At 60.5% G+C, this 26,293-nt stretch carries 32 protein-coding genes and 1 tRNA gene; 19 read left to right on the forward strand and 14 right to left on the reverse strand.

The window, feature by feature from the left end; translation table 11 throughout:
- The first annotated feature begins 81 nt into the window (after positions 1-81).
- Complete coding sequence (locus tag X741_RS144285; RefSeq protein WP_013893381.1) at positions 82-459, forward strand: flagellar export protein FliJ; 378 nt, start codon at positions 82-84, stop codon at positions 457-459.
- Between the two features lie 73 nt (positions 460-532).
- Here the strand turns inward: X741_RS144285 and X741_RS144280 are convergent, their stop codons facing one another.
- On the reverse strand, positions 533-931 hold the full coding sequence (locus X741_RS144280) for a helix-turn-helix domain-containing protein (RefSeq protein ID WP_023779495.1): 399 nt from the start codon (positions 929-931) through the stop codon (positions 533-535).
- Between the two features lie 89 nt (positions 932-1,020).
- On the opposite strand from X741_RS144280, the gene X741_RS144275 reads away from it, so the two are divergent.
- Complete coding sequence (locus X741_RS144275) at positions 1,021-1,947, forward strand: NADP-dependent oxidoreductase (protein ID WP_023779496.1); 927 nt, start codon at positions 1,021-1,023, stop codon at positions 1,945-1,947.
- Between the two features lie 92 nt (positions 1,948-2,039).
- On the opposite strand, the gene X741_RS144270 is transcribed toward X741_RS144275, so the two are convergent.
- On the reverse strand, positions 2,040-2,315 hold the full coding sequence (locus tag X741_RS144270) for a DUF1153 domain-containing protein (RefSeq protein ID WP_006203587.1): 276 nt from the start codon (positions 2,313-2,315) through the stop codon (positions 2,040-2,042).
- Positions 2,316-2,612: 297 nt separating this feature from the next.
- Here X741_RS144270 and mnmA point away from each other — a divergent pair, with 297 nt between their 5' ends.
- On the forward strand, positions 2,613-3,803 hold the full coding sequence (gene mnmA, locus X741_RS144265) for a tRNA 2-thiouridine(34) synthase MnmA (RefSeq protein WP_023765281.1): 1,191 nt from the start codon (positions 2,613-2,615) through the stop codon (positions 3,801-3,803).
- 155 nt (positions 3,804-3,958) lie between these two features.
- On the opposite strand, the gene X741_RS144260 is transcribed toward mnmA, so the two are convergent.
- On the reverse strand, positions 3,959-4,918 hold the full coding sequence (locus X741_RS144260; protein WP_023765280.1) for a Gfo/Idh/MocA family oxidoreductase: 960 nt from the start codon (positions 4,916-4,918) through the stop codon (positions 3,959-3,961).
- A 240-nt stretch (positions 4,919-5,158) separates the two neighbouring features.
- Between X741_RS144260 and X741_RS144255 the strand changes: the two genes are divergently transcribed.
- Positions 5,159-5,235: transfer RNA gene (locus X741_RS144255), tRNA-Met, on the forward strand.
- Positions 5,236-5,440: 205 nt separating this feature from the next.
- On the opposite strand, the gene X741_RS144250 is transcribed toward X741_RS144255, so the two are convergent.
- The gene (locus X741_RS144250; protein ID WP_023779497.1) at positions 5,441-6,139 is read right to left on the reverse strand and encodes a VIT family protein; all 699 of its coding nucleotides are present in this window, start codon (positions 6,137-6,139) and stop codon (positions 5,441-5,443) included.
- Positions 6,140-6,143: 4 nt separating this feature from the next.
- On the reverse strand, positions 6,144-6,662 hold the full coding sequence (locus X741_RS144245; protein ID WP_023779498.1) for a cytochrome b/b6 domain-containing protein: 519 nt from the start codon (positions 6,660-6,662) through the stop codon (positions 6,144-6,146).
- Positions 6,663-6,875: 213 nt separating this feature from the next.
- Between X741_RS144245 and X741_RS144240 the strand changes: the two genes are divergently transcribed.
- The 3 genes from X741_RS144240 to X741_RS144230 are packed head-to-tail and all read left to right on the forward strand — an operon-like array spanning position 6,876 to position 9,893.
- On the forward strand, positions 6,876-7,637 hold the full coding sequence (locus tag X741_RS144240; RefSeq protein ID WP_023779499.1) for an FMN-binding protein: 762 nt from the start codon (positions 6,876-6,878) through the stop codon (positions 7,635-7,637).
- A 25-nt stretch (positions 7,638-7,662) separates the two neighbouring features.
- A complete protein-coding gene (locus X741_RS144235; RefSeq protein ID WP_023779500.1) occupies positions 7,663-8,385 on the forward strand; it encodes an FAD:protein FMN transferase in 723 nt (240 codons plus the stop codon).
- Positions 8,382-9,893, forward strand: a complete 1,512-nt coding sequence (locus X741_RS144230; RefSeq protein ID WP_023779501.1) for an RnfABCDGE type electron transport complex subunit D — start codon at positions 8,382-8,384, stop codon at positions 9,891-9,893. Before X741_RS144235 ends, X741_RS144230 begins: the two co-directional genes overlap by 4 nt.
- A gap of 6 nt (positions 9,894-9,899) precedes the next feature.
- Here the strand turns inward: X741_RS144230 and X741_RS144225 are convergent, their stop codons facing one another.
- The 3 genes from X741_RS144225 to X741_RS144215 all read right to left on the reverse strand — a co-directional run bounded on the left by X741_RS144225 (position 9,900) and on the right by X741_RS144215 (position 12,207).
- Positions 9,900-11,162: a HAMP domain-containing sensor histidine kinase gene (locus X741_RS144225; protein WP_245272768.1), complete on the reverse strand. Its 1,263-nt coding sequence runs from the start codon at positions 11,160-11,162 to the stop codon at positions 9,900-9,902.
- A gap of 80 nt (positions 11,163-11,242) precedes the next feature.
- On the reverse strand, positions 11,243-11,908 hold the full coding sequence (locus X741_RS144220) for a response regulator transcription factor (protein WP_023765273.1): 666 nt from the start codon (positions 11,906-11,908) through the stop codon (positions 11,243-11,245).
- Entirely contained in the window at positions 11,908-12,207 is a 300-nt protein-coding gene (locus X741_RS144215; protein ID WP_245264200.1) for a PepSY domain-containing protein, read from the reverse strand. The genes X741_RS144220 and X741_RS144215 overlap by 1 nt, the downstream gene beginning before the upstream one ends.
- 157 nt (positions 12,208-12,364) lie before the next feature.
- On the opposite strand from X741_RS144215, the gene X741_RS1000000169990 reads away from it, so the two are divergent.
- From X741_RS1000000169990 to X741_RS144205, 3 genes are all read left to right on the forward strand, one after another.
- A complete protein-coding gene (locus tag X741_RS1000000169990) occupies positions 12,365-12,637 on the forward strand; it encodes a hypothetical protein (RefSeq protein ID WP_156937935.1) in 273 nt (90 codons plus the stop codon).
- A gap of 119 nt (positions 12,638-12,756) precedes the next feature.
- The gene (locus X741_RS144210) at positions 12,757-13,224 is read left to right on the forward strand and encodes a DUF2231 domain-containing protein (RefSeq protein ID WP_023765270.1); all 468 of its coding nucleotides are present in this window, start codon (positions 12,757-12,759) and stop codon (positions 13,222-13,224) included.
- Between the two features lie 132 nt (positions 13,225-13,356).
- Complete coding sequence (locus X741_RS144205) at positions 13,357-14,055, forward strand: CBS domain-containing protein (protein ID WP_023779507.1); 699 nt, start codon at positions 13,357-13,359, stop codon at positions 14,053-14,055.
- A 399-nt stretch (positions 14,056-14,454) separates the two neighbouring features.
- Here X741_RS144205 and mgtA read toward each other — a convergent pair whose 3' ends face one another.
- Together mgtA and X741_RS144195 are read right to left on the reverse strand one after the other, a co-directional pair.
- Entirely contained in the window at positions 14,455-17,085 is a 2,631-nt protein-coding gene (gene mgtA, locus X741_RS144200) for a magnesium-translocating P-type ATPase (protein ID WP_023779509.1), read from the reverse strand.
- A complete protein-coding gene (locus X741_RS144195; RefSeq protein ID WP_023779510.1) occupies positions 17,085-17,894 on the reverse strand; it encodes a universal stress protein in 810 nt (269 codons plus the stop codon). Before X741_RS144195 ends, mgtA begins: the two co-directional genes overlap by 1 nt.
- Positions 17,895-18,084: 190 nt before the next feature.
- On the opposite strand from X741_RS144195, the gene X741_RS144190 reads away from it, so the two are divergent.
- Together X741_RS144190 and fixJ are read left to right on the forward strand one after the other, a co-directional pair.
- Complete coding sequence (locus X741_RS144190; RefSeq protein ID WP_023779511.1) at positions 18,085-19,641, forward strand: PAS domain-containing sensor histidine kinase; 1,557 nt, start codon at positions 18,085-18,087, stop codon at positions 19,639-19,641.
- On the forward strand, positions 19,628-20,242 hold the full coding sequence (gene fixJ, locus X741_RS144185; RefSeq protein ID WP_023765264.1) for a response regulator FixJ: 615 nt from the start codon (positions 19,628-19,630) through the stop codon (positions 20,240-20,242). The genes X741_RS144190 and fixJ overlap by 14 nt, the downstream gene beginning before the upstream one ends.
- Here fixJ and X741_RS07870 read toward each other — a convergent pair.
- Positions 20,239-20,505: a hypothetical protein gene (locus X741_RS07870; protein ID WP_032928147.1), complete on the reverse strand. Its 267-nt coding sequence runs from the start codon at positions 20,503-20,505 to the stop codon at positions 20,239-20,241. The two genes, fixJ and X741_RS07870, sit on opposite strands and share 4 nt — an antisense overlap.
- 343 nt (positions 20,506-20,848) lie before the next feature.
- Between X741_RS07870 and X741_RS144180 the strand changes: the two genes are divergently transcribed.
- The gene (locus tag X741_RS144180) at positions 20,849-21,097 is read left to right on the forward strand and encodes a lipoyl domain-containing protein (RefSeq protein ID WP_023765262.1); all 249 of its coding nucleotides are present in this window, start codon (positions 20,849-20,851) and stop codon (positions 21,095-21,097) included.
- A gap of 21 nt (positions 21,098-21,118) precedes the next feature.
- Positions 21,119-21,544: a translational machinery protein gene (locus tag X741_RS144175; protein WP_156937936.1), complete on the forward strand. Its 426-nt coding sequence runs from the start codon at positions 21,119-21,121 to the stop codon at positions 21,542-21,544.
- Between the two features lie 103 nt (positions 21,545-21,647).
- On the opposite strand, the gene X741_RS144170 is transcribed toward X741_RS144175, so the two are convergent.
- Both X741_RS144170 and X741_RS144165 read right to left on the reverse strand, forming a co-directional pair.
- Positions 21,648-21,989 carry a cytochrome c gene (locus tag X741_RS144170; protein ID WP_023779514.1) on the reverse strand — a complete coding sequence of 114 codons (342 nt, stop codon included), beginning with the start codon at positions 21,987-21,989 and terminating at the stop codon, positions 21,648-21,650.
- 28 nt (positions 21,990-22,017) lie between these two features.
- On the reverse strand, positions 22,018-22,464 hold the full coding sequence (locus X741_RS144165) for a phasin family protein (protein ID WP_084018823.1): 447 nt from the start codon (positions 22,462-22,464) through the stop codon (positions 22,018-22,020).
- A gap of 163 nt (positions 22,465-22,627) precedes the next feature.
- Between X741_RS144165 and X741_RS1000000168905 the strand changes: the two genes are divergently transcribed.
- Both X741_RS1000000168905 and X741_RS144155 read left to right on the forward strand, forming a co-directional pair.
- Positions 22,628-22,822, forward strand: a complete 195-nt coding sequence (locus tag X741_RS1000000168905) for a hypothetical protein (protein ID WP_198023998.1) — start codon at positions 22,628-22,630, stop codon at positions 22,820-22,822.
- 95 nt (positions 22,823-22,917) lie between these two features.
- Positions 22,918-23,364, forward strand: coding sequence for a pyridoxamine 5'-phosphate oxidase family protein (locus tag X741_RS144155; RefSeq protein WP_023779517.1), 447 nt, complete (start codon positions 22,918-22,920; stop codon positions 23,362-23,364).
- A gap of 77 nt (positions 23,365-23,441) precedes the next feature.
- On the opposite strand, the gene X741_RS144150 is transcribed toward X741_RS144155, so the two are convergent.
- Positions 23,442-24,278, reverse strand: a complete 837-nt coding sequence (locus X741_RS144150) for a universal stress protein (RefSeq protein ID WP_023779518.1) — start codon at positions 24,276-24,278, stop codon at positions 23,442-23,444.
- A 175-nt stretch (positions 24,279-24,453) separates the two neighbouring features.
- Here X741_RS144150 and X741_RS144145 point away from each other — a divergent pair, with 175 nt between their 5' ends.
- Genes X741_RS144145 through X741_RS144135 form a run of 3 tightly spaced genes read left to right on the forward strand, consistent with a single transcriptional unit; the run spans position 24,454 to position 26,281 of the window.
- The gene (locus tag X741_RS144145; RefSeq protein WP_023779519.1) at positions 24,454-24,852 is read left to right on the forward strand and encodes a c-type cytochrome; all 399 of its coding nucleotides are present in this window, start codon (positions 24,454-24,456) and stop codon (positions 24,850-24,852) included.
- Positions 24,849-25,052 carry a hypothetical protein gene (locus X741_RS144140; RefSeq protein WP_023779520.1) on the forward strand — a complete coding sequence of 68 codons (204 nt, stop codon included), beginning with the start codon at positions 24,849-24,851 and terminating at the stop codon, positions 25,050-25,052. The genes X741_RS144145 and X741_RS144140 overlap by 4 nt, the downstream gene beginning before the upstream one ends.
- A complete protein-coding gene (locus X741_RS144135) occupies positions 25,049-26,281 on the forward strand; it encodes an arginine deiminase (protein WP_023779521.1) in 1,233 nt (410 codons plus the stop codon). Before X741_RS144140 ends, X741_RS144135 begins: the two co-directional genes overlap by 4 nt.
- The last annotated feature ends 12 nt before the right edge of the window (positions 26,282-26,293 follow it).

Genomic DNA, 26,293 nt, shown 5'->3' on the forward strand with positions numbered 1-26,293 from the left:
CGGTGGACATGGGCAGAGCTTGGGCCTTTCCAGGCGGTTTGGACGATATGTGCGGGTGTGCGTTTCCGGGAGTACCGAATCATGAAGTCACGTGAAAACCTCGTTCGGCTGAAACAGTTTCAGGTGAATGAGAAGCGGCGTCAGCTTCTGCAGCTCGACATGATGATCGCCGAGTTCGAACGCATGGCGGTCGAACTGGAGCTTCAGATCACCGCCGAGGAAAAGAAAGCCGGCATCACCGACATCAACCATTTTGCCTATCCGACCTTCGCCAAGGCGGCGCGTTTGCGCCGCGACAACCTTAGAAATTCGCAAAGCGACCTCGCCCAGCAGCGAAGCGCTGCCGAATCATTACTCGGCGAAGCTGAAGCGGAGCTTTCCAAGGCTGAAATGCTGGAATCGCGCGACACCAAGATCCGCGAGACCGAAACCGGCGGCCGCAGCGCCATGATCGGCTGACATCCGCGTCCCGAGCGCGTCCGCCCGGCGCGCGCAACCTACCGGGCGACGGCCTCGAGAGGGTGAACCGGCTCTAGGCGGCCCAATCCCCTTCATTTGCGGCAATCGCCCTTGCGCGGGCATCCTTGATGTCCGGTGCGTGCTGCTCGGCCCATGACCTGATCTGGGTGAGCAATCCCGCCAGGTTCTGGCCAAGCTCGGTCAACTCATATTCGACGCGTGGCGGAATAACCGGATAGACCTCCCGCCGCACCAGGCCGTCGCGCTCCAGCACGCGCAATGTCTGCGTCAGCATCTTGGGCGTGATGCCTTCGAGCTTGCGGGCAAGCTCGCCATTGCGCCGCCGGCCTTTGCGCAGCGCGCAAACCACCAGATAGACCCATTTGCTGGCCAGCATCTCGAGCACGGTGTGCGACGGACATGTCCGTCGGAACGCGTCATAGCCCAAGGGGCAATTGTCTTGACTATCCATGGGGTCCCTATATATCAAAAAGGTACATACTGGACAAGAGATTATTACTATCCAGATGATAGTGGCAGCAATCAAGCAGGAGACACCCCATGCGTGCCGTTGTCCAGAATACTGTCGGCGGACCCGACGTCCTCGTCATTGCCAACCAGCCTGATCCCTCGCCCGAAGCCGGCGAGGTGCTGGTTCGAGTCAAGGCCGCCGGCATCAATCCCGTCGATGGCGCCGTACGCGCCGGCTATTATCCCTTGCTTGGCGAGCCGCCCTTCATCCTCGGCTGGGACATCTCGGGGACGGTCGAGGCGCTGGGCGCCGGCGTCACCGCCTTCAAGGTTGGCGACGAGGTGTTCGGCATGCCGCGCTTCCCCAAGCAGGCGGCGGCCTACGCGGAACTCGTGGCTGTCCCCGCGGATGAAATTGCTCTGAAGCCGAAGGGAGCCGACCACATCCAGGCCGGCGCATTGCCATTGGCCGGCCTTACCGCCTGGCAAGGCCTTGTCCGCCATGGCGGACTGAAATCGGGCCAGCGCGTGCTGGTGCATGCGGGTGCCGGCGGTGTCGGCCATCTGGCGGTGCAGATCGCCAAGGCGCGCGGCGCTTACGTCATCGCCACCGCCAGCCCGAACAAGCTCGATTTCGTCCGCAAGCTCGGCGCCGACGAGGTCATCGACTACACCAAGGGCGATTTCACCAGCCAGATCACCGACATCGATCTGGTGCTGGAGCCAGTGGGCGGCGACCATGCCGATCGCTCGCTGAAGGTCATCAAGCGTGGAGGCGTGCTGGTGTCGTTGCTTAATGTCAACGACGCCACGCGAGCCGATGCCGCCGCGCGCGACATCCGGGTCGAGCGCATGTCCGTCGTGCCCGATCGCGAAGGCCTGGTGGAACTTGGCCGCTTGATCGATGCGAACAAACTCACCGTCCATGTGGCGAAGAGCTTCCCGCTTGAAGAGGCCGGCGCTGCCCACGCCTTTCTCGCGACCAGGCCGATCGGCAAGGCGGCGCTGACGGTCTGACCGCCAGAAATTGCTCGAAAAACACCAGAAACCGTTTCGAAAAACAAAGGGCGCGGAATGCCGCGCCCTTTGACCGTGTTCAGGCCGGCTCTTTAGTGCCGGTATTGCTGGATGCGCGTTGTGCGCAGCCCGGCGAGACCGTATTCGTCGATCGACGCCTGCCAGGACAGGAATTCCTCTGTGGTCAGCTTGTAGCGTTGGCAGGCCTCTTCGAGGCTCAAAAGTCCGCCACGCACCGCCGCGACCACTTCCGCCTTGCGCCGGATGACCCAGCGACGCGTGTTCGTCGGCGGCAGATCGGCAATCGTAAGGGGGCTGCCGTCAGGCCCGATAACATACTTGACTCTAGGTCTAACCAGATCGGTCATCGTACTCTCTACAAAAAACTCAAAGACCCAATCCCCGCCACGTTACCGCCACAGCTTTAAAAATTGCCTAAGCAGACCCTAATGACTAGGTAAGGATCGTGAACGCCGCGTTAGTCTTTTCGCCGGCATTTGAAATATCTGGCTGGAAGCCTGAATTGGCCGGGAAAATCCGCCTGGTGGCGGATCGGCCACAAGCCGTGAATTGGCCCGTGAATTGGCCTGCAAGCTGGCGCCGCCGGAAAGCTTGACCTATATTCTCGACATTGGCATTCAGGTGCCGCGCAGAATGAAAGCACCATGAACAGTCTCGATCTTCCCGGACGTCCCGAAAACACCCGCATCGTCGTCGCCATGTCGGGCGGCGTGGATTCGTCCGTGGTCGCCGGCCTGCTGAAGCGCGAGGGTTATGACGTCGTCGGCGTCACCTTGCAGCTCTACGATCATGGCGCGGCGACGCACCGGGCCGGTTCATGCTGCGCCGGACAGGATATCGACGATGCCCGCCGGGTCTCCGAGACGCTCGGCATTCCCCACTACGTGCTCGATTACGAGGAACGGTTCCGCAAGGCGGTCATCGACCCGTTCGCCGAGAGCTACGTCGCCGGCGAGACGCCCATCCCTTGCGTCTCCTGCAACCAGACAGTGAAGTTCGCCGATCTTCTGGCCACCGCCAAGGAGCTGGGCGCCGATGCGCTGGCCACCGGTCACTACATCCGCTCCGGCGCCAACGGCGCCCATCGCGCGCTCTACCGGCCGGTCGATGCCGACCGCGACCAGAGCTATTTCCTGTTCGCCACCACCCAGGCGCAGATCGACTATCTCAGATTTCCGCTCGGCGGCCTGTCGAAGCCGCAGGTTCGCGCCATTGCCGAGGAGATGGGGCTGACGGTCGCGGCCAAGCAGGACAGCCAGGACATCTGCTTCGTGCCGCAGGGCAAATATTCCGACATCATCGCCAAGCTGAAGCCTTCAGCCGCCAATCCGGGCGACATCGTGCACATCGACGGCCGCGTGCTTGGCCGCCATGAAGGCATCCTGCGCTACACGATCGGCCAGCGCCGCGGCATCGGCATCGCGTCTGGCGAGCCGCTCTATGTCGTCCATCTCGACGCCGAACGGGCCCGCGTCGTGGTCGGCCCCCGCGAGGCGCTGGAGACGCACAAGATCTACCTGCGCAACATGAACTGGCTTGGCGACGGGCGGCTCACCGATATTCCCGCAGGCGGCATCGAGCTGTTCGCCAAGGTCCGCTCGACCAGGCCGCCGCGCCCTGCGGTGCTGCGCCACGAGGCAGGTGTGACTTCGGTCGAATTGGCCGACGGCGAGTCCGGCATCGCGCCAGGACAGGCCTGCGTGCTCTATTCCGACGACGGCAACGAGGCCCGCGTCTTCGGCGGCGGCTTCATCGAGCGCTCGGAGCGCGGCGCCGAGGCCGAGGCGATGCTGAGCCGGCTTGCCGCAAGGCCGGCCCAGATTCCGGCCGAGTAAACTCTACCCTCCGAGACCGTTTCGAAATTCGCTCTGGCGAGTCATATGGTGGTGATTTCGAGAACCGGAGCGCAGCGGACATTTGGGTCCGTGAGCACCGGAAGCGCAGAAAACGCCGTCAGATGGCCGCCAGAGTAGAATTTCCAAACGGTCTCTCAGGACTTGGTGTGGGTGACCGTTCCCGCCGTTAGGATGCGCAGCACCCTGATCGCTTCCTCGCCGCTGGTGCGTGGCTCGGCCCGCGTCTCGATGCACTGGATGAAATGCTCAAGTTCGCGCGTCAGCGGCATGCCTTGCGCGACCGCGACATAGGACGGCTCATTGGTGGTGAACGCCCATTGGCCGCTGTCCTGCCACACCGCGTGACGGTAGACGGCAAGCTTGCGCTCCCATGGCTCGACATCGTCGAACACCGCCATCGCCTTGGTGCCGACCACGGTCAGCCGCCGCTCGCGATAGGGGTTGAGCCGTGACGCGAAGAGGTGGCTGCGCAGGCCGTTGGGAAAGCGCATGTGCAGATGCGCGAAGTCGCTGAGGTTGTCGAGCAGGGCCGCCCCCTCGCCGCGCACCTCGATCGGCTCGGTGCCGGTGATGGCCAGGATCATCGACAGATCGTGCGGCGCCAGGTCCCACAGCGCATCGTTCTCGGTGTGGAACTTGCCGAGGCCGAGCCGGTGCGAGTGGATATAGCGGACCTCGCCGAGTTCGCCCTTGTCGATCAGTCCCTTCAGCGTCTCGAAGGCGGGGTGGAAACGCAGGACATGTCCCACCATGAAGACGCGGCCATTGTCCTTGGCCGCCTGCACCGAGCGCTCGGCATCCGCGACCGTCAGCGCGATCGGCTTCTCCACCAGCAAATCCTTGCCGCTTTCGGCGGCGCGCACGGAAAGGTCGGCATGGAACTGCGGCGGCAAGGCCATGACGATGGCGTCGATGTCGTCGCGGACGAACAGCTGGTCGGGCTCGATCGCCAGGCAATCCTGTTCGCTGGCAAAACCTTCGGCACGGGCACGGTTGGCGTCCGAGACCGCGTGCAGCGCGCCGAGTGCCTTGAGGGTGCGGATATGGTTGCTGCCCCAGTATCCGCAACCGAGGACTGCAATGCGCGGCTTCATCTGTTTCAAACTCTAAAAACTCGTGGCCGAGACATAGCGACGTGCCCCTTCGAACTCAACCCCGGCGGCTGCAACCAAATTCGGCGCGGCAAAGCTTTTTTCGGCAACGAGAATATGCGGCGATATGGAATGCTTCGAAGCTTGACAGGCTCGCCCTCCCAACCTTATATCCGCGCGACCTTGGCGAAAGCCTCGAAATGCCTTTCCATCTAAGGCGGATTTCGGGCCTTTCGCCGCCCTGGCGGGGTAGCTCAGTTGGTTAGAGCACGGGAATCATAATCCTGGGGTCGGGGGTTCAAGTCCCTCTCCCGCTACCAGTTTCTCAATAAATATCAGAGGCTTACAGAGAGACGCGGCGGCTAAACCGCCCTCTCTCAGCGAATTTGCAGAACTCTCAGCCCCGTTCGAACAGCCGCCGGTATGCAGTGCCGAGGCGGGTCCATGCCGCTTGGCGCCGACAGATGGCTGGACCTTGAGGGTCTCGGCTCGCGCCGTCGACGAAATCAAGAATCGCACACTGGCTCAGATGGCGGCAGTACCAACGACGGCACCGATGCCGGCCGTCAGCGCCATGGCAAACGCACCCCAGAATGTGACACGGACTGTTGCCCTCAGCACATTGGCGCCGCCGGCCTTGGCCCCAATGGCACCCAGCACTGCCAGGAACAAGAGCGAGGCAACAGACACCGTTGCGGCAAGCCAGGCGGCCGGCGAAACAAGTGCCATCGCCAATGGCATGGCCGCGCCAACCGAAAATGCAGCCGCAGACGACAGCGCAGCTTGGATCGGTCTAGCCGTCGTCACCTCTGAAATACCGAGTTCGTCACGAGCGTGGGCGCCAAGCGCGTCCTTCGCCATCAATTGGTCGGCGACCTGAAAGGCAAGCGTTGGCTCCAATCCACGTTTGACATAGATCTCCGCAAGCTCCTGTCGCTCGGAATCTGGCTGCGTCGACAGTTCCCCTTTCTCACGCGCAAGGTCGGCTTGTTCGGTATCGGACTGCGAACTGACCGAGACATACTCGCCGGCCGCCATCGACATCGCGCCGGCGACTAGTCCGGCTACGCCGGCAACCAGAACATTGGAGGCCGCGGCATCGGCCGCCGCCACGCCAACGATGAGGCTAGCCGTCGACACAATGCCGTCATTGGCGCCGAGCACTGCGGCGCGCAACCAGCCGACGCGGGATATAAGGTGGTTTTCTTTGTGCAGCCGGCTCATGACATCACGGCGCGCGCCGTCCGGCAGGTCGCAGCATCCTGACCAGCACATCCGATTTCACATAGAAATGTTGCCACAGCGCTGCTGCGGCATGGAGGCCGACGACAATGATGATCACCGGCTTGGCGAGTTCGTGAATCTCCCCCATCGCTCTAAAGCTGAAGTACCATGCCAGCGCCCCGGTAATCGGCATCCCGAAAATGAAAAGATACAACAGGAAATGGGCGACTGCGGCAATCCGCTTCAACAGGACGCTTTCTTCAGGCGGCGCCGCAGGCACGCCATGCCGTAGACGGACCGCGAGCCGCCAGATCGCCAGCACCAGAACGGCCAGCCCGACATAGACATGAATGTTCGCGTTGAAGACGTCGCCAGCCGCAGGCTCGGCGCCGCGTGAGAACGCCCGGTAAGCCGGCTTGATGTCCTCGCCGATTACAAGCTGCAGGACGACTAGCACCGCGATTGTCCAATGCAGCACTATCTGGATTCCGGTGTAACTCGCCGGCTCGTTGGCAACAGTCATAGGCAGCTACCTCGCTTGAGAACCTTCCTACCTCGCTGCTTATGCGACCATGTTGATCCAGGACAAATCAATTTGCCGTCCCTACCATGAGCTTTAACGGCACCTCGCAGCTCGGCCTAGGCTGACAGCCAGTTGTCAGCTTGGTCGTGGGATATTGCCTTCCAAGCGGACCGGATAGCCCGCCCTGCGAGATTCAACGTGGAAACACATCCGATGAAACAGATTGCCTTGTCACTTTTCGTGATCGCCGCCTCGGGCGCTTATGTCTGGGATCAGGCCGGCAAGGATCCTGCAAACGATATGCTCGGCGAAGGGCTGCCGGCCGACGCAGCCGAAGCGCCTTCAGCGCAGCCAAAAGAGCCAGCACCCTTTGCGACTTTGCCGCTGCTTCGGACCTTGCCGGCGCCCGTCGAGCCCCGGTTCAGAACAAGGTTCCCGATTGCCCCGGAGACGACGGCTGGCATAGCAACGCCCGCCGAACGGCCAAATGATCCGGTCAAGCAAACAGTGGTTCAGGTGGCACCACAACCGTCGCGAGCGCCACTGGAGCAGGCACTGGCTCCGGCCGCCTCCGATCCTGCGCCATCGGTACCTTCATTCGCCGTAACTCCCGCCGTCTACATACCAGTCCCGCAGCCGAGGCCAGCATATCGGGATGCGCCGGCACGTGTCATCCGAGTGGGCATGAAGATCTATGCCGACGGCGTCTACACCGGCCCCACGGCCGATGCCTACTACGGCCTCATTCAGATTCAGGCCCTGGTACAGGGCGGGCAGCTTACCGCGCTGAAAGTGCTGAAATACCCATCCGACCGCCGCACCTCCATCAACATCAACAGGCAAGCGCTGCCCATGCTGCGCGACGAAGCGATCAGCGCCCAAAGCGCCAATGTCGACATTATTTCGGGCGCGACGCTAACCAGCAGGGCTTTCATCCAGTCGCTGCGCGGCGCGTTGAAGAAAGCGTCGTCATAGGTCCATGCGCGACACGCGAATCTTGATGGGCATGCCCATAACGGTCGACATCGGTGGCGCGTCGAGCGGTGAGTTGATCGACACGGTCTTCGGCTATTTCGAGTATATCGACCGGCGTTTCAGCACATACCGGGCCGACAGTGAGATCGCGGCCATCAACCGTGGCGACGTTCCGGTCGCCGATTGGAGCGGCGAGATGATGGAAGTGCTCGCTCTCGCCAGACAGACGAGAGACGAGACGGACGGATACTTCGATATTCGCAAGCCCGACGGATCGCTCGATCCTTCCGGCATCGTCAAGGGCTGGGCAATCCGCAATGCGGCAGGCATCGTTCAACGGGCCGGCATCAGCGATTTCTTCATCGAAGCGGGCGGCGATATCCAGTCCTGCGGCAAGAATGCCCGGGGCCAAGACTGGAGCGTCGGCATCCGCAATCCCTTCAACGCGGACGAGATCGTAAAGGTCGTCTATCCCCGCCGTCGCGGTGTGGCGACCTCCGGAACCTATGTCCGGGGTCAACACATCTACAACCCGCGCGGAAGTGGTGGCCCAATCCAGGACATCGTCAGCCTGACCGTCATCGGCGCCGACGTGCTCGACGCCGACCGGTTCGCCACCGCTGCCTTCGCCATGGGCCGCGACGGCATTCTCTTTATCGAGCAGACGGCAGGCCTGGAAGGCTATCTCATCGACGTCAACGGCCGCGCCACGCCGACAACCGGGTTCGGAGCCCTTTGCCAGCCATGATCAAAGCCATCGACCGATTTCTCGATCACCTGACCATGTATCGGCTGGTCCTCTACTATCTGATCACGTTGCTCAGCGCGGCGTTCGTGCTCGGCTTCGTCAAGCTGGTGCCACATGACCCGCTTGCACTCGCCTTCACGACGGCTTTGGCGCTGGCGGCCTGCTGGATTACCAACAAGGTTTTTGCGCGGATCTTTGCAGTCCCGGCCAACAACGAGTCCGTCTACATCACCGCGCTCATCCTGGCGCTTATCCTCAATCCGGTTGCGGTCACGGACATCAACGGGATCGCGGCGGTGGCATTCGCGTCCATCTGGGCGATATCATCCAAGTTCATTCTCGCCATCGGCCGGAAGCATCTTTTCAATCCGGCTGCGCTGGGCGTGGCGCTGTCCGCGCTGCTGCTCGACCAACCAGCCACCTGGTGGGTTGGTGGCAATCTGCCGCTGCTGCCGCTCGTGCTCTTCGGCGGCAGGCTCATTGTCCGCAAACTGCGCCGGCTTGATCTTGTCTCGACCTTTGTTGTCGTGGCGCTGGCCACCATTCTGGCAACCAGCGATCCATCGCAATACTGGACCGCGCTTGCCGAGACACTGGGTTCGTCGCCTCTGCTGTTCTTTGCCTTCGTGATGCTGACCGAGCCGCTGACCGCGCCGACGATGCGTTGGCCGCGTATCGCCTTTGCCGCCATCGTCGGCTTTCTGCTTGCTCCCAACATCCATATCGGCTCGTTCTATTTCACGCCGGAATTGGCATTGATTGCCGGCAACCTGTTTGCCTATGCGGCAGGCCCCAAAGGACGCTTCGTGCTGACTCTTGAACGCATCGAGCAGTCGGCGGTCGACAGCTTTGACTTCGTATTCCGGTCGCCGCGCAAGCTCGCCTTCGAGGCCGGCCAGTATCTCGAATGGACGCTTGGCCTCGATCGCGCCGACAATCGCGGCAACCGCCGCTATTTCACGGTCGCCTCGGCTCCGACTGAGGAAACCGTCCGCCTCGGCGTCAAGTTCTATCCGCAATCGAGCGCCTTCAAGCGCGAATTGATGACGATGAAGCCAGGCAGCACGATCCACGCCGCGCAACTGGCCGGCAATTTCACGCTGCCGGCCCGACGTGAAACCAAGATCGCGTTCCTGGCCGGAGGGATCGGCATCACGCCGTTCCGCTCGATGCTGCAATATCTCATCGACCGTAAAGAGCAGCGACCGATCGTCATCCTCTACGGAACCGAAGGCCAGCAGGACATCGCCTATCACGATGTGCTTGACGCGGCCAAGCAGGAACTGGGAATCAAGACGATCCATGCTGTGGCGAAAGGTGCTGAGCGCGGCCAGTATCCCGGCAACATCGACGAGCGCCTGATACGTCTGGCCACACCCGACTACCTCGAGCGCACTTTCTACATTTCCGGTCCGCAGGCGATGGTCAAGGCCCTGCGCCAGAAGCTGCTGGTCATGGGCGTGCGCCGTTCGAAGATAAAGGTCGACTACTTCCCGGGTTTTGCCTGAGCACGCTCAACTATGCCGCGGCAAGGAAATGGTCACCGCCAGGCCCGGATCGGCGTTAGCCATGGCAAGGCGTCCCCCATAGGCTTCGACGATGTCGGAAACGATGGCCAGGCCAAGACCGCTGCTGCCGCCCTTGCTGTCGAGCTGGACACCACGGAACAGAGCGGTTTCCCGATCGGCATCCGGTATACCCGGGCCATCATCGGTGACGGTGACGATCACCTCGGCGGTTGTGGCCGATGCATCGATGCGGATCGACGATTTCGCGTAGCGTGCCGCGTTCTCGATCAAATTGCCCAAAATTTCAGACAGGTCGCCTTCGTCGATTGGCGCAGTCAGATCCTCCGCGACATCCATCTTGAACGAAAGCTGCCTGCCAGTTGGCGTACGCTTGACGACGGCAATGACGCCGGCCGCGACCTCCGATACCCGGCAGGATGCCTCGCCGGAAACGCCGGGCGCGAGGCGGGCGCGCGCGAGCTCCCGCTCGACATGGCGCCGGATAGCTCCTGCGCTCTTCTCGATCTCGTCGGCCAGATCCGTCTCGCCTTTCTTGCGCAAGGCACGGATGTCAGCCGACAGGACCTGTAGCGGCGTCTTGAGGCCGTGCGCCAGATCGGTGGCGCGCGAACGGGCCCGAGCAAGAGCCTTCTCCTGGGCATTGAGAAGACGATTGATTTCGTCAGCGAGCGGCTGCACTTCGCTCGGTGCCACCACATCGAGCCGTGTCGTTCGCTGCGCAATCACGCTTCCGACGGCGGCCCGCAAGGTCTCCAGAGGTGCGAGACCGATCGTGATCTGGATGAAAAACGCGGCCATGAGAACTGCGGCGAACATCAAGAGAGCCGGAGCGAGGTCACGAACATATTCGCTTACAGATATCTCAACGGTGCGATGGTCTTCCGCCACGATGGCGCGAAAGGACCGATCTCCAGCGTCGATGATTGTACGCTCGACCGCAATGCTGAGTTCTCCCCCAGGACCCGTGAACTCCTCTACCGTACGCATCTCGCCACTTGCGCTGCGGGCAGGCAGGACCAGCTTGGCGTCCCACAAAGATCGCGAGCGTTCGAGACCGCCGGTGGCGACGTCTTCGACCTGCCAGTAGTAACCGGACAGCGGATTGGCGAAGCGCGGGTCGGTGAGCACCGGGGCCACCACCAAGTGACCGTCACTTGTGAAGCTCGTTGCGCCGATCAACTCATTGAGGTCGACCGTCAGCTCGCCCACAACGCGCCGCTCGACGTGAAGTTCGAACAAATAGCGCAAGCCGGCGCCGGCTATGGCGAGCGCGACAAGAATCGAGATCGTTGCCGCCAGCCACAGCCTGAAGCGGATCGAGTTGCCCATCAGGCAGGATCATCGGGCATCAGATACCCGAAGCCGCGCCGCGTTTCGATGACGCCACTCCCAAGCTTGCGACGCAAGCGCGCGACGATCACCTCGATCGTGTTCGGATCGCGGTCGTTCCCTGAATCGTAGAGATGCTCAGCAAGTTCGGTCGGCGCCACCACTCGGCCGGCATGGTGCATCAGAAATGCCAGGAGCCGGTACTCCAGCGGCGACAGGGAAACGGGAACGCCACGGAGCGAGATACGCATCTGGCGAGTATCCAGAAGCAACAGCCCGGACTTCAATATGGGTGCCGACTGCCCGGCCGAGCGCCGCAGGATTGCCCGCAATCGGGCGAGCAGTTCTTCCATCTCGAAAGGCTTGGGAAGGTAGTCGTCAGCACCGGAATTGATGCCGTCCACGCGTTCGGTCCACGTGCCTCTTGCGGTCAGGATGAGAACCGGAAACCTGCGCTCATTGGCCCGCCAGCGCTTCAAGACCGTCAGACCATCGAGCTTCGGCAACCCGAGGTCCAGGATCGCAGCATCGTAGTTTTCTACATCGCCTGCGAACCAGGCAGCCTCTCCATCGCGAACGATGTCGACCGCCATACCGGATGCCTTAAGGGCTATCGCGATATCGGCGGCGATACGGGGCTCGTCCTCGGCCAGGAGGATCTTCATCAGTCCCCCTCCCCTTCGCGCATGATGACACCGGCACCGGCGTCAACATCGACAGTCTTTCGCCGGCCATCGGCGCCGACGACTTGGAATCGGTAGACCCATTTGTTGGCCTTGCGGATGAGGTCAACCGCGACGATGTCGCCTGGAGCCTGCGCGCGAACAATATCGAGGATATTGGAAAGGCCCTTTATCTCGCCGTGTTCGTAGAGGTCCCGCGCCCTGTCATGATCGCCATCATCGTCCTCGTCAGCGCGCGCGGCGAGTGGCTGGGCCAGGACAAGCCCGGCCAGGCCCAGCATTGCGAGGCGCGTTAGGTTGACCATCATGAGCGAGGCATGTCGCACGTCGAAGCTTTCAATTTGCTGTCAACCATCCACAGCTGCCAGCAAGCAAAGGTTCCCTATCAGGGCCTCCTCGGGCCAATCATGGCCGCGCAGAAAAAAGGATGTCGAAACCATGCGTAATTCCCTGTTCTTACTCGTAGCACTCGGATGCTTCTCGACCTTTGCCCTGCCGGCAGCCGCTGAATCTGAAGAAGGTTCATGCGGAGCGTCATCCTCAATTGCCCCTGCCGGCCCAATCGATCTGGAGGCCATTCCCATGCAAGATGCCACCGGTCTCAAGGCGATCAAGGGCGTTGGCGATGACCACGAATGCGGCGACAGTTATGCTTCCAGTAAAGCTGTTTTCAGCAGCACTGACGAGGACGGCCAGGGGGACGGCGACTAATATCGAAAAGCTTATGCCCTGCCATTGAGCCGAGCGCCCGCTGATCAACTGCCCTATCGCCGAAACTTGCCCATTCTATCGCCGCGCCATCTCTTTGCCACTCCGGAGATCTTCTTGTCATGATTCCAGTCCAGCATATTCATCCCATGCTCGTGCATTTTCCCATTGTCCTCATCTACACACTGGTAGTGATCGACCTTGTGGCGCTCGCCCGTGGCAACACGGTAACCAAGCGTTCTGGCGCGGGGACGATTTCGACTTTTATCGCCCTCGCAGCCGGGGCTTTCGCCATTGGAACCTGGTTCTATGGCGGACTTGCCCTCGATCATGCCGAAGCGGCCGGCTTCAGCAGTGACATAGCGGAGATCCACGAGAGCCTGGGAGGCATCACAGCGTTCGCGTTTCTGATCTGGGGCCTTGTGAGGCTCGGCCTTTGGGTGCGGAATCGTGAACTGCGGCTACTGACCATTGCTATTCCTCTGATTGAAATTGGCGGAGCAATTCTGGTCACGGCGACGGCCTATTATGGTGGGCTGCTTGTCTACGAACTTGGCGTGAACGTCGCCAAGACCACGATTGCTGGTTGACTGGCACGCGCCCGGTTATTTGCAGCCCCAGCTTGGGTCATTTGTCTCGAGGGTAAAATGATTCAGATCAAGGCCCATCGCTCATGCGGCATCTAGGAAGCTGGGGAATGGAAATATCTCCGGAGAGCGACCATGCAAGCCGAAGCCATAATGAGCAAGCCAGTCATCTGCACGGACCCGTCTGCCTCGATCGCCGAGGTGGCCGGGCTGATGCTGTCCAAAAAGATCAGCGGCCTCCCTGTCATTAGTGGCGATGGCACGCTGGTGGGGATTGTCAGCGAAGGCGATTTCCTGCAGCGAGGAGAACTGGGCACGCAACAGAAGCGCTCGCGCTGGCTGGAGCTTCTGGTCAGCCCCGGAAAAGCCGCCGACGAATATGTCCGGGCCAATGGTCGACGGATCGAAGAGGTGATGTCCGACAGCGTCGTCACTGCATCTCCTGCCGCGTCACTCGCCGAGATCGTCGATCTCATGATGCACCACCACGTTAAACGCATCCCGATCGTGAAAAGTAGGAGAGTCGTCGGCATTATTACCCGCTCTGATATTGTGCGGGCATTGCTCAGCCTCCTTCCGGATGCCGAGCCCACAGCGATCGATGACCAACGGATACGACAGAGCATCATTGCCGAGCTTGCGAAGCAGAAATGGGCCGGCAAAGCCCTGATCAACGTGATGGTGGACAAGGGCGTGGCGAAACTCAGCGGCGCCATTTTCGACGAACGCGAGCGCCAGGCAGCCATCGTCGCCGCTGAAAATGTCGCAGGCGTCAGGTTCGTCGAAGACAATCTGTTTTGCGCAGATCCGGTCTCCGTGATCCTGGTTTCGTAGTCTTCTTGCCACGGCACTGGAGCAGCGCAAAAGTCCGCTGGGCGCATCCGTTTTTTATTGCTCGTCTGGCCACAAAAGCAAGCGCCGTATCAGCACCAGCTGCTGGTTGTTTCTGCTCTCCTGCCAAACGCCCCCCTGTCCTTGAGGCCCTCGGCCACGTCCTTGGGGTATATAGCGCTCGTCATGTTTGGCCAGCACGCTCTCCGCAACAACGACACCCGCGGCGGGGCCGAAGCCGCCCTCGGGGATCATGCCCTGCCCTCTCGGAGAGGTCAGGACGAATGCCGTGTACTTTGACGTCTGTCTGTTTGTCCGTCACGGAAAAGGTGATGTTGGCCCCCTTCAGCACGATTTGGTTCCTGAGGGGCGCCGCGCCACGATCACATAGGTGCGGGCAATTCAGTAATGAGACCCCAGCGTTGTCGTGTTTTTGCGAAGCGTCGCCAAACTCGACTTGTACCCTCTCCCGTCACGATCAAAGAACCAGCGCTTTGTCGCCTCCGATGCCAATAGGTAGAGCGCAGTGATGGAGGCAAGTCCGGCCAGCACCGGTAGCGGCAGAGGCACGAAGCCGAACCATGCCGCGAACGGCAGATAAGGGATCGCGATCGCGACAATTCCGACGGCTAGCGTGAGCCATGCAAGCAACGGGCTCGGGCGGCTCGCCCAGAAAGCTCCGTGCGTGCGCACGACGAGCACAATGGCGAGTTCCGTCAACAAGGATTCGACGAACCAGGCGGTCTGGAATGTCGACGCCGTTGCGTGAGCGAACAAAAGCAGGAAGGCGAAGGTTGCGAAGTCGAACAACGAGCTCACAAGGCCAAAGCTGATCATGAACCGCCGCACGAAGCTGATGTCCCAGTGGCGAGGCCGTCGCAGTTGGTCTTGATCGACATTGTCACTGGCGATGGCGAGTGAGGGAACGTCGGAAAGGAAATTGTTGAGCAGGATCTGCTTTGCCAGAAGCGGCAGGAAAGGCAGGAACAGCGAAGCGACGGCCATACTGATCATGTTGCCGAAATTGGCGCTGGTGGTGATCGAGATATATTTCATGGTGTTAGCGAACGTCTTGCGGCCGTCGTCGACGCCCCGCACCAGTACGCCGAGATCCTGCTTGAGGAGGATGATATCGGCCGCCTCGCGCGCGACATCGCATGCGCTGTCGACGGAGACACCGATGTCGGCCTCATGAAGCGCGGGCGCATCGTTGATACCGTTACCAAGATAGCCAACGACATGGCCTCTGCTCCGTAAGGCCTGGATGATGCGTTCTTTCTGGTTGGGATCGATCTCGACGAAGAGATCGGTGTCCTGCACTCCGGCAAAGAGAGCGCTCTTAGTCAGCTTCGACAGCTCCTCCCCGGTCAAGATCCGATCGCTGCGCAAGCCGACAGCTTGGGCAAGATGGGCGGCAACGTAGCGATTGTCGCCCGTAATGACCTTCACCGCGATGCCCCGGTGGGCGAGTTCGGCAAGCGTGTTCTTTACGCCTTCCTTGGGCGGGTCGAGGAAAAGCAGAAAACCGGCGAAAGCGAGATCGACCTCATCCTTCCTGCTGTAGGGACCGCAGCCTTCGAATCGACGCGTCGCTATCCCCAGGACGCGATATCCCTCCGCGCTCCAGCGCCGAAATATCTTGTCGATCGCCGCGCGGTGAGCGTCTTCGAGAGGTTCCAGGCCTTTCGCTGTGCCGACGAAGCTGCAGGTTTCGAGGACGTTCTGTACCGCGCCTTTCGTGATCAGGAGGTCGCCACCGTCCTTGCTTCGCACAACAACGGAGAGGCGCTTGCGAATGAAATCGTAAGGCAGTTCGTCAACCTTGGTGAAAGCACCCAATGAAGCGCTCCCACCCCCCGCAATGGCCTCATCGAGCGGATTCTTCAGTCCGGTCTGTAGGGTGGCGTTGAGACGAGCCCAAAGCAGGATCTCCTCAGACGGATTACCATCGACATCGAACCATCCATCGAGGTGGATTACACCTTTCGTCAGCGTACCTGTCTTATCGGTGCACAGCAGATCCATGCTGCCGAGATTCTCGATGGCATCGAGGCGGCGCACGATGACTCCGTTGGCAGCCATGGCGCGGGCGCCACGAGCAAGCGTTACGCTGATAATGGCCGGGAGCAGCTCCGGGGTGAGGCCGACCGCGAGAGCCAGCGAAAACAACAGCGATTCAATCAGCGGACGATGCAGCATCAGATTTGCAAAAAACACCATGATGACGATCGCCAGCATGATCTCGGTCATCAGATAGCCAAACAATCTGATACCCCGGGCAAAACCCGTTTCCGGGATTTGTCGCTCCAATGCCGCTGCGATGGAGGCGAATTCGGTGTGGGCGCCGGTCGCGGCCGCAAGTACGGTTGCAGTGCCGCTGCGCACGGATGTGCCGGTAAACACCGCATTGTTGCGTTGGGCGACGGGCGCATCGGGGTCTGATCGCCCCGCCGCCTTCAAGACGGGGAAGGTTTCGCCGGTCAGCACCGCCTCGCTGACGTTGAAATCCAGCGCCTCGAGGATGATACCATCGGCGGGTATGAGGTTTCCGGCCGACAGCCGGATGAGATCGCCCGGCACAATTTCTTCAGCAGAAACGGAGGATTCGAGGCCGTCGCGCAGCACGATAGCCTTGCGTGAGATACGCTGTTTAAGAGCCTCTGTCGCTCGCGACGCCCCATATTCCTGGGTGAAGCTGAGAACGCAACTTGCCAGCACGATCGCCCCGATGATTGCGGCCTCCTGACCTTCGCCGACGAAGGCCGAAACGATGGCTGCGAAGATCAGGATCAGGACGAGTGGGCTGCGGAACTGGCGAACAAACACGGTAAGCGCCGACGCGCCTGGCTTCAACGCCGGCATATTTGCGCCGTATCTGACGAGCCGAGAGGCGGCCTCGGATCCTGCCAGCCCAGACGTGGCGGACGTCGCCAAGCGTCTCACGAGCTCATCGCTGGTGATCGACCAATAGGGACTTGCGGCCGCCGTGACGGATTCCTGGTCCACGCTCGGAGACACGATATTCGATTCCATCAATATGACAGGAAACGGTTGATGCTGGTCTCTTCAATCAGCGTACGGGTGACGCCACCAAACGCCCATTCGCGCAGGCGGCTATGGCCATAGGCGCCTGAGACGATCATATCGGCTTGGATCGAGCGTGCGAATGTCAACAACTGCTCGCCGTCGACTTCACCGATGATCAGTTCCGTCTGGGCCATAATGCCATGGTGCTCAAGATAGACCGCCACATCGGCGAGGCTGTCACGAACGCTGTCGTCGCCGTTGCTGGCGATCGTGGCGACGACAACCTCATTGGCCTTGGCCAAAAAGGGCAAGGCATCCGCCACCGCCCGGCGCGCCTCCCTGGTATCTTTCCAGGCAACCAGGACCGTGTTAGCGCGAAGGTGTTCGACGTTGTTTCCGATGACTAGGACTGGCCGGCCGATGCCGAGCGCCAGGCTGCCAACATCGGCGGCGCGAAACACGTCGTCTCCCGACGCACCGGTCACGACAAGGTCGGCTGCGCGGGCGAAAACGCTGAGGAACCGGGTCGGGCTGCAGATGGCTTGGCCCCATTCGCTTGTGATCGAAGCCGGGACCAGGCTTTCGAACTCGGCACGCAGTTCGGCAATACGCTTTTCGATTTCGGTTCGCTGAATCTGCATGACCTCGCCTTCGTAGACCATGCCTTCGCCTGTCGCGACCAGAGGCGGAACATCCGCCGCCGCCAGACCAATGAGATGGGCGCCAAAACGCTCTGCGAGTTCGATACCTACTTTCACAATGGCAGCAGGGGGCGCGTCGACCGCGAGATTCGCTATTATGGACTTATAGGACATTGGACGCGCCTTTCACTCAAGCGATTTGGACGCGCTATGAATTGCATTCACTGGCGATGGCTTCCTTGATGCGCGTCAAAGAACCGGTCAATTGCTTTTGCATCTACACTTCGGCCTCGATCCATTTTGTCTCTGATCGGAGAAGTGATAGTTAGGCCTTCTTTATGTGTCTCGAGACTAGGAACCGCAGGTGATCCAAGACGAAGCATTCAGTTTGACACCTGGCGGGACGACGCTGAAATCCCTGTTGTCGCAAATGTTCGAGCAAGCTCCCGGATTCATGGCCCTGATACGTGAGCCTGACCATGTATTCGTGCTGACCAATGCCGCCTACCAGCATCTCGTTGGCGATCGGCAGGTTATTGGAAAATCGGCGCGCGAGGCCTTTCCCGAACTCGAGAGGCACGAATTTCTCGAACGGCTCGACCGTGTGTACATGACCGGCCAGCCCTATAGCGGCAAAGGCGTGAAGGTCGGCTTCCGCAACAGCAGTGATGGGCCAATTGAAGAGCGCATCCTGGATTTTGTCTATCAGCCGATCAAGGCCGACGATGGGCGAATTACCGCCATCTTCATTGAAGGCACGGATGTCAGCGACCTCTCATTTGCGAATGCTGCGCTTCTGTTGCGCGAAGATCATCTGCGTTCAATCTTGGCGACCGTGCCCGATGCGATGGTCGTCATTGACGAGCAAGGCAGTATCCAGTCCTTCAGCACGGCTGCCGAAACGCTGTTCGGTTACCAGTCAGGCGAGGTCATCGGACGGAATGTCAAAATGCTGATGCCGGCGCCATATCGCGAAGAGCACGATGCCTATCTGCTTCGGTACCTGACGACGGGAGAGCGCCGGATCATCGGGCTCGGCCGGACCGTGACCGGGGCGCGCAAAGATGGCACGACTTTCCCGATGGAACTTTCCGTCGGCGAAATGCACCCGGGAACCGGACGCTTCTTTACCGGCTTTTGCCGCGACCTGACCGAACGTCATCGCGCGGAAGCAAGAATTCAGGAACAGCAGCAGGAGCTTCTGCACATGGCGCGGTTTACCGCGCTTGGCGAGATGGCATCGACGCTTGCCCATGAGATCAACCAACCGCTGACAGCCATCACGAATTACCTGAAGGGCAGCCGACGGCTTCTCGAGAATAGCGAGGAAAAGAACGCGCCGATGCTGCGGGATGCCGTGGAAAAGGCCGCCGAGCAGGCCCTGCGGGCAGGCGACGTCATTCGACATCTGCGCGATTTCGTTGCCAGGGGCGAAAGCGAGCGTCAGGTGGAACGACTGCCGGCGCTGATTGAGGAGGCCTCGTCGCTCGCCTTGGTCGGCGCAAGGGAGATCAACGTCCAGGTCAGCTACAAGCTCGATCCTGCCGCGGAACTGGTGTTGACCGACCGCATTCAGATTCAGCAGGTTCTCCTCAATCTGATGCGCAACGCGGTGGAGGCCATGCAGGAAACGCCGCGCCGTGAATTGAAAATCACAACCGTTGCCCGGGATGATGGCATGGCTGAAGTGAGCGTGATCGATACCGGTCCGGGGCTCGCGCCCGAGGTTTCGGCGCAACTCTTCCAGCCATTTGTGACCACCAAGAAGCAGGGTATGGGTGTCGGCCTCTCCATCTGCCGCACCATCGTTGAATCGCACGGCGGTCACATCTGGGCCGAGGCAATGGCAACGGGTGGCACCGCTTTTCGGTTCACCTTACGCATCATTGAGAAGGATGAGGTCACAAATGGCCGACAGTGATCTGGTCCACGTCGTCGACGACGATGTGGATGTTCGCAAGTCGCTTGGCTTTCTTCTGGCAACGGCTGACTTTGCCGTGCGCCTGCATGAATCGGCGACCGCTTTTCTCGCAGCAGCGAGTGGCCATCTCGACGGCTGCATCGTCACTGACGTGCGCATGCCGGGAATAGACGGCATCGAATTGCTACGGCAACTCAGAACAGGTGGACATAAGATTCCGGTCATCGTCATGACCGGCCATGCCGACGTGGCGCTCGCCGTTCAGGCCATGAAGGAAGGCGCTTCCGATTTCATCGAAAAGCCGTTCGATGACGAGATGCTGATCCTGGCGATCCGCTCTGCACTGGCCAACCGGAACGAGGCGAACGCGGCGCATCCCCAGTCTGCGGATATCCGCGAGCGTCTGTCGACCTTGTCAGACCGCGAGCACCAGGTACTGGACGGGCTTGTTTCCGGTCTGCCCAACAAGACGATCGCCTACGATCTGGGGATCAGTCCGCGCACGGTCGAAATCCACCGGGCCAATGTGATGAGCAAAATGGCGGCAAGCAGTCTGTCGCACCTGGTGCGTATGGCGCTGATCGTGGAATCCAGATCTTAAGGAGAGTCCTCGAGAGGTTTGCGAATCCTGACTTCGGTCCCTTCCCAGTCGCGCCAATGGGTCGGTCGGATATCGACCCGGGCACCACTGGCAGCATTCTTCCAGCCCTCCTTCTCCCTTCTGCAGGCAAACACAAGCGCGTGCTCGCCGTCTTCGTCGATGACGGCCAGTTTGAGATCGCGACCAAAGGGAGCGCTTAGGATTGGTTCCCACATCGAATCAAAATCTTCGCAAATAGTGTGGTACGCTTTGATCTGCATCATTTTCTGAAATCGTCTGCCACGCAGGCGCTATTGCCGGCGTCGAACCGATGTCGATAACGGTTCCTACCGCAGACGCGATCATATGCCGGTCGCGGGCAACGCAATTGATCGCGATCGCAGCGCCCATACCGGATCCGACGTCCATGGCGATAGGCACCTTTCCCTGAACCGATTCATGACCTCGCTTTGGCGATGCGCGGCCATCTTAAGCGGGCTGCCTAACCAGAATTTGGTCCGCGTCAAACACCGTACAATCGCGGCATCTGCGTCATAGGCCGATTGATCGTGATCAAGGACTGCGCCGCGCAGGGGCATATCGTTCGACGCTACAGGGAGAATCGCGATGCACTATATCAAGGTTGATGAAGCGCTATGGGCTTCCAGCATGTTGCCGGAGGGCATCCTGGAACGCTGGTTCATTGCCAGCGGTGACACAATCAAGGCCGGAGAACGCATAGCTGAAGTTCGCGTTGAAGACGCACTGCACGAGATTGTCGCGCCGGCAGCTGGTCGCGCGACCATTGTCGCATCAGCGAGTGCGGTCATTGAACCTGGGTCTGTCCTCGCAATCCTGGAGTCGCAGCCGGCTTAACGCCGTCGGTGACATCGGAGAATGATTGCATTTACCCCTCAACGATATACGCAAGGATGTTCCGGAATGCAGACCCAACATGCCGTCGCCTGGCTGGACCATCGCGAAGCCAAAGTGTTCTTCTTCAATCGCGAGACAACCGAAAGCCTAAAGCTTGCCACCACGCTTGCGCATCATCAAATCCACAACAAGGCAGGCACCATCGACGGCAAGCGTGCGCCGGAAGACCAGTCCTTCTACCACGACATCGTCACAGCCCTGCAGCCGGCGAAGGAATGGCTAATCGTAGGGCCGGGATCGGCAAAAGACGAGCTGGCAAAACATATACGCGACCGCCACTTGAACGATCGTATCGTCGGCGTCGAACCTGCCGATCATCCTACGGAGGCCCAGATCGTGGCGCATGCTCGCTCGTTCTTCCATGCCGCCGACCGGATGTTGCCCTAGTCGCTTCGCCGGGTTTGCGGCTCGCAATCAGCCGCGAGATCGATCGCCCCTTGGTACGATTGATGCACTAAGGCTCGATCGCCTGCAGCATTTGAAGCGTGGGTCACGGCTCCTGCAGGGTGCTGATGTAGGCGATGATTGCCTCGATCTGGTCGGGGCTTGCGATCCACTCAGGCATGTCCGGGTGGCCAGTCGAAATCCCCTCGGCGAGGGCCTCCTCGAGATCAGTGATCGGATAGCGCTTTGACAAGGTACGGAACGCCGGGGCGTCAGGATGACTGCTCGCGTCGGTTTTTCCAATGGCGTGGCAGCGGGCGCAATTGACTTCCACCAACCCCTTGCCATGCTCCGTCACGCTGTCGGCCGAGGCGGGCTGCACATATCCGAGTAACACCAGTGCGAGTACGGAAGCCCTAAGACGACCATGCCTGTAAACGGTGTTCATGTTGTCTGACGATCTCCGCATTGCCGGTCTACGCGACTGTCTTCGCCGCGGCATTCTCGATCGCGATCCTGGCGCCCTTGCGCATGTGTCTGGCTGTTTCGGAGGCGAGCCGGGAGGTCAGTGTGGCGACGTTGCCAGCTTCGGTCACGTATTGCGATGTCGCATTCTGCAGGAAAGCGGCGAAGGTGTCGAAGGCGTCATTGAACTGCGTACCCGTGATCAAGTCATCGGCCAGTTTGGCGTCCTGTTCACAACGATGCTTCAGAAACGCCAGCGCCTCGACGTTATAGCGCATCATCGCCTTGAAGGCGTGCAAGTGAAGGGATGCAGCAGTGAGGAAGAATTTCTGACCATTCTCCGCCATCGGCAACAACGGCATGTCCAAAGACAACAGTTCGGTCCGAGTGTGCATTATCGATTGCTCCGTTCCGACGACATGCAAAGGAAAGCCGCCAACTGGCAAATCTGACGCCATTGCTCGCCATGTCCTTGATCAGGATCAACCGTTTCACCCCTGCCCGAAATACAGAGCCGGCAACGGAATTCGATGCCGCGCTTGATACGCATCAAGGTGTTCGTCGCCTTTTTGGGCTAACTCGCTTCATGCCCTCAAGCGACGGTCACCGAGGCAAATCATCGTGGCAGTTCCTGTTTCACCGCAGGAGACAGTTGCTGACCTGGCACGGGAAGCCGATCGTGTGGTCTGCCTTAGTCAGCCAGGAGATTTCCGTGCCCTGGGCTATCACTATTTGCTGTATTTGCTGTTTCCTCCGCTCTCCGACAGCGATGTCGCCGCTGGGATGGACGAGGCTATTCGGTCGCAAAAAGCCTGACAGCATCGAAGTGCGCAACACGCGGCTGGCCATGGCTCAAAAGCCACCACAAAATCAAAGACACGGGACAACCGCGAGAAATAGGAGGTCACATCATGCTGATCCGCACGCTTTCTGCCTTGGAAAGCACGAAAATCCTGACGGCCAATCGCGTTGGCCGCCTGGCATGCGCAAGGGATAAGCAGCCCTACGTCGTGCCCATTTACTACGCCCATGCGGATGCTCATCTTTACGCGTTCTCAATGCCGGGCAAGAAGATCGAATGGATGCGGGCCAATCCACTGGTGTCCGTCCAGGTCGATGAACATGGCCAAGGGCGAGGATGGAGAAGCGTCGTTGTTGACGGCCGATATGAAGAATTGCCTGACCGGATCGGCCTAAAGCTCCAGCGGGACCATGCCTGGTCGGTGTTGAGCAAGCACTCCGACTGGTGGGAGCCGGGCTCACTCAAGCCCGTCATTCCTCCCACGGCCGACAGTGCACCGCATGTTTTCTTTCGTATCCTGATCGAGCAGGTATCCGGACGGGAAGCGAGCGAGTAGTCGGCCCATCAAGGCTTGCGAGTGACGAAAAGGGCCGGCGCAATCTGCACCGGCCCTTTTCTCCTGCCGTAGAATTGCTATCGCGCCATCAAGACCGGCAACGACTGACCCGCAAGCATTGACTTGGTGACACCTCCAAAAATGCGTTCGCGCAACCGGGAGTGACCATAGGCGCCCATCACCATCAACTCTGCAGCAACATCGACAGCATGCTGGCTAAGCACGTCGGCAACCGAATGATTCGCGCTCGGCAGCCGATCGACCGTAACCTTCACGCCGTGCCGGGCAAGATAGGCCGCGGCGTCTGCACCTGGCTCCTCACCATGATGGAACTCATTTTCAATGGGATCGACGATGACAAGGCGCACATCTTCGGCGCCTTTCAGCATGTCGAGCGACTCGCGGACGGCGCGCGATGACTCAAGACGGTCGTCCCATGCAACGAGGATGCGTTTCGCCTTCAGCGTCGGGCGCGAGCCCTCGGGAACAAGCAGAATGGGCTTTCCCGATGAAAACAGTGTTCCCTCGATGACTTTGTCCCTCAGCGCATGGCTTGCCAGCAGATCCGGTCCCAGAATGGTCAGGTCGGCGTAGCGGGCACGCCTTCCGATGACGTCGTCTGCCCATCCCATGTCGGGATAGTCGTCACTCAGATCAGCAGACACGGCGCTCTGGGCGAGAAACCCGGCGACGTTCGCAATTCGTTTCTCGAGCCTTTTCAACTCGGCTTGCCGCTCCTCAAGCCAGGCAGGCGAGACGACAGCGGCATACTCGCCGCCCGAGGGCGGTGCTGCCAGTTCGAGCACGAGCACGGAGAGATGGGCACCGACCTGTTCGCAAAGGTTGGCGGCGAGCTTCAGATCGCCCTCGCCCTGGTTCGGTCCGGTAACCGTAAGCAGTGTCTTGAAAGTCACGGCGGCAACTCCTGATTTCGATTGAAGGGTCAGTCGTGGTTTTCAGTCACTAGCGAGGGCGGCTAGCGCGTTCATTGAGTTGAATCAAACACCGTGACCGCGGCGGCATTGATCCGCATCAACGCGCTGCCAAAGCGAGGCGGTAGATTTCAGCCAATCAATCGAGGAAACACACATGAGATTCCTGATCGCGGCGGCTCTGGCAGGATTGGTTTTTGACGCGGCCACCGCCCGGGAACTCGGCGACGGCAAGGCGGAATACATGAACTCATGCGCCGTCTGCCATGGTCCTGAAGGCAAGGGCGATGGACCGTTGGGCGACGAGTTGTTGAAGCGGCCGAGCGACCTGACGCGCCTCTCCAGGCGCAATGGCGGCGAATTCCCTTACTGGCGCGTCTTTGCCATGATCGATGGCCGCGGCATGGTGCCCGCGCATGGCGATCGCGATATGCCGGTGTGGGGCAACCAGTTCCTGCCTGGCGACGTGACGAAATATGGCCCTAACGCCGGCGAAATCGTCACCAGGGAGCGGATCCATGATCTGGCCGGTTATGTCGAGACGCTGCAGCAATGAAGCAGAAGGCGCAGTCGGTCTCCGCGCGACAAGGCGTCGAAGAGGCCTATGCCCCTGGCATTCTTTTCTACGTCTGGGCCCGTCGCGAGACCAATCAACGCGTGTTCCATCCTGTCGAAGCAGGGCTCGCCGTCGCCCTTGTCGCTGCCGGTGTCGCCGCAGCCTACCTCATCTGGAACGGGAGCATTAGCCCACTATGAACGCACCTATCACCACGACCAAGCTTGGCGCTTTTTCTGAAGTCGGCCGACTCCGCGAGGTGCTCGTCCACCGCCCCGACCTCAGCCTGCAAAGGCTGACACCGGAGAACTGTAAGGCGCTGCTCTTCGACGATGTGCTTTGGGTCAAGAAGGCACGTCAGGAGCATGATGTTTTCGTCGATGCGTTGCGTGAGCGGGGCGTGCTGGTGCATTCGTTCGGGAGACTACTGGCCGAGACGGTCGGCCTGGTCGAGGCCCGTGAATGGCTTCTCGATCGTCGGGTCCATCCCGGCGTCGTCGGGCTCGACATGGTCGACGAACTGCGCGGATGGCTCGATGAAATGCCGTCAGAGTTGCTTGCGTCCTACCTTGTCGGGGGCATTGCCCGGGCGGAGCTTCCTTTCGAGCCCAAGGGCCTGACGGGAATGACGCTCGCCCCCCAGGATTTTGTGCTGCCGCCATTGCCGAACCAGCTGTTCACCCGCGACAGTTCCTGCTGGATCTACGGCTCGGTATCCGTCAATTCCATGTATTGGGTGGCGCGGCGCCCCGAAGCGGCCAATGTCGAGGCTGTCTACCGCTTCCATCCTCGCTTTCGCGACAGCGGTATTCCTTTCGTGTCGCCGGACCTGGGGACCGGCACCAGCCTTGAAGGCGGCGACGTTATGCCTATTGGTAGCGGGACTGTTCTCGTCGGCATGGGGGAGCGCACCACGCCGCAAGCCGTTGGCGATCTGGCCCGCAAGCTGTTTGCAGCCGGCGAGGCGACACGCGTGATTGCCGCCTTGATGCCGCGCGACCGCAGTTTCATGCATCTCGACACCGTCTTCACCTTCTGCGATCGCGATCTTGTGACCTTGTATCCGCCGGTGGTCGACCGGTTGCGCACCTTCTCGCTGCGTCCTGGCGATGGCGAGGCGGCGGTCGACATCACCGATGAGGCAAAACCATTCACGGCTGTTGTTGCCGAAGCCCTTGGGCTGAAAACGCTGCGCATCATCGCCACCGGTGGCGACCGCTACGAGGCCGAGCGCGAACAATGGGACGATGGCAACAATGTCGTTGCCGTCGAGCCCGGCGTGGTCATCGGCTACGACCGCAACGTCTACACCAACACGCTTTTGCGCCACGCAGGCGTCGAAGTGATCACCGTCGAGGGGGCTGAACTCAGCCGCGGCCGCGGCGGCGGCCATTGTATGACCTGTCCGATCGCTCGCGACGCGATTTGATACCTGAAAGGA

It is taken from the genome of Mesorhizobium sp. LNHC221B00, assembly GCF_000502935.1.
Lineage (GTDB): Bacteria > Pseudomonadota > Alphaproteobacteria > Rhizobiales > Rhizobiaceae > Mesorhizobium > Mesorhizobium opportunistum.

What these genes read in the sequence shown, in the direction of transcription:
- X741_RS144285 (WP_013893381.1), top strand. Translation starts at nt 82, where the DNA reads ATGAAGTCACGTGAAAACCTCGTTCGGCTGAAACAGTTTCAGGTGAAT.
- X741_RS144280 (WP_023779495.1), bottom strand. Translation starts at nt 931, where the DNA reads ATGGATAGTCAAGACAATTGCCCCTTGGGCTATGACGCGTTCCGACGG.
- X741_RS144275 (WP_023779496.1), top strand. Translation starts at nt 1,021, where the DNA reads ATGCGTGCCGTTGTCCAGAATACTGTCGGCGGACCCGACGTCCTCGTC.
- X741_RS144270 (WP_006203587.1), bottom strand. Translation starts at nt 2,315, where the DNA reads ATGACCGATCTGGTTAGACCTAGAGTCAAGTATGTTATCGGGCCTGAC.
- mnmA (WP_023765281.1), top strand. Translation starts at nt 2,613, where the DNA reads ATGAACAGTCTCGATCTTCCCGGACGTCCCGAAAACACCCGCATCGTC.
- X741_RS144260 (WP_023765280.1), bottom strand. Translation starts at nt 4,918, where the DNA reads ATGAAGCCGCGCATTGCAGTCCTCGGTTGCGGATACTGGGGCAGCAAC.
- X741_RS144250 (WP_023779497.1), bottom strand. Translation starts at nt 6,139, where the DNA reads ATGAGCCGGCTGCACAAAGAAAACCACCTTATATCCCGCGTCGGCTGG.
- X741_RS144245 (WP_023779498.1), bottom strand. Translation starts at nt 6,662, where the DNA reads ATGACTGTTGCCAACGAGCCGGCGAGTTACACCGGAATCCAGATAGTG.
- X741_RS144240 (WP_023779499.1), top strand. Translation starts at nt 6,876, where the DNA reads ATGAAACAGATTGCCTTGTCACTTTTCGTGATCGCCGCCTCGGGCGCT.
- X741_RS144235 (WP_023779500.1), top strand. Translation starts at nt 7,663, where the DNA reads ATGGGCATGCCCATAACGGTCGACATCGGTGGCGCGTCGAGCGGTGAG.
- X741_RS144230 (WP_023779501.1), top strand. Translation starts at nt 8,382, where the DNA reads ATGATCAAAGCCATCGACCGATTTCTCGATCACCTGACCATGTATCGG.
- X741_RS144220 (WP_023765273.1), bottom strand. Translation starts at nt 11,908, where the DNA reads ATGAAGATCCTCCTGGCCGAGGACGAGCCCCGTATCGCCGCCGATATC.
- X741_RS144215 (WP_245264200.1), bottom strand. Translation starts at nt 12,207, where the DNA reads ATGCTGGGCCTGGCCGGGCTTGTCCTGGCCCAGCCACTCGCCGCGCGC.
- X741_RS1000000169990 (WP_156937935.1), top strand. Translation starts at nt 12,365, where the DNA reads ATGCGTAATTCCCTGTTCTTACTCGTAGCACTCGGATGCTTCTCGACC.
- X741_RS144210 (WP_023765270.1), top strand. Translation starts at nt 12,757, where the DNA reads ATGATTCCAGTCCAGCATATTCATCCCATGCTCGTGCATTTTCCCATT.
- X741_RS144205 (WP_023779507.1), top strand. Translation starts at nt 13,357, where the DNA reads ATGCAAGCCGAAGCCATAATGAGCAAGCCAGTCATCTGCACGGACCCG.
- mgtA (WP_023779509.1), bottom strand. Translation starts at nt 17,085, where the DNA reads ATGGAATCGAATATCGTGTCTCCGAGCGTGGACCAGGAATCCGTCACG.
- X741_RS144195 (WP_023779510.1), bottom strand. Translation starts at nt 17,894, where the DNA reads ATGTCCTATAAGTCCATAATAGCGAATCTCGCGGTCGACGCGCCCCCT.
- fixJ (WP_023765264.1), top strand. Translation starts at nt 19,628, where the DNA reads ATGGCCGACAGTGATCTGGTCCACGTCGTCGACGACGATGTGGATGTT.
- X741_RS07870 (WP_032928147.1), bottom strand. Translation starts at nt 20,505, where the DNA reads ATGATGCAGATCAAAGCGTACCACACTATTTGCGAAGATTTTGATTCG.
- X741_RS144180 (WP_023765262.1), top strand. Translation starts at nt 20,849, where the DNA reads ATGCACTATATCAAGGTTGATGAAGCGCTATGGGCTTCCAGCATGTTG.
- X741_RS144175 (WP_156937936.1), top strand. Translation starts at nt 21,119, where the DNA reads ATGATTGCATTTACCCCTCAACGATATACGCAAGGATGTTCCGGAATG.
- X741_RS144170 (WP_023779514.1), bottom strand. Translation starts at nt 21,989, where the DNA reads ATGAACACCGTTTACAGGCATGGTCGTCTTAGGGCTTCCGTACTCGCA.
- X741_RS144165 (WP_084018823.1), bottom strand. Translation starts at nt 22,464, where the DNA reads ATGGCGTCAGATTTGCCAGTTGGCGGCTTTCCTTTGCATGTCGTCGGA.
- X741_RS144155 (WP_023779517.1), top strand. Translation starts at nt 22,918, where the DNA reads ATGCTGATCCGCACGCTTTCTGCCTTGGAAAGCACGAAAATCCTGACG.
- X741_RS144145 (WP_023779519.1), top strand. Translation starts at nt 24,454, where the DNA reads ATGAGATTCCTGATCGCGGCGGCTCTGGCAGGATTGGTTTTTGACGCG.
- X741_RS144140 (WP_023779520.1), top strand. Translation starts at nt 24,849, where the DNA reads ATGAAGCAGAAGGCGCAGTCGGTCTCCGCGCGACAAGGCGTCGAAGAG.
- X741_RS144135 (WP_023779521.1), top strand. Translation starts at nt 25,049, where the DNA reads ATGAACGCACCTATCACCACGACCAAGCTTGGCGCTTTTTCTGAAGTC.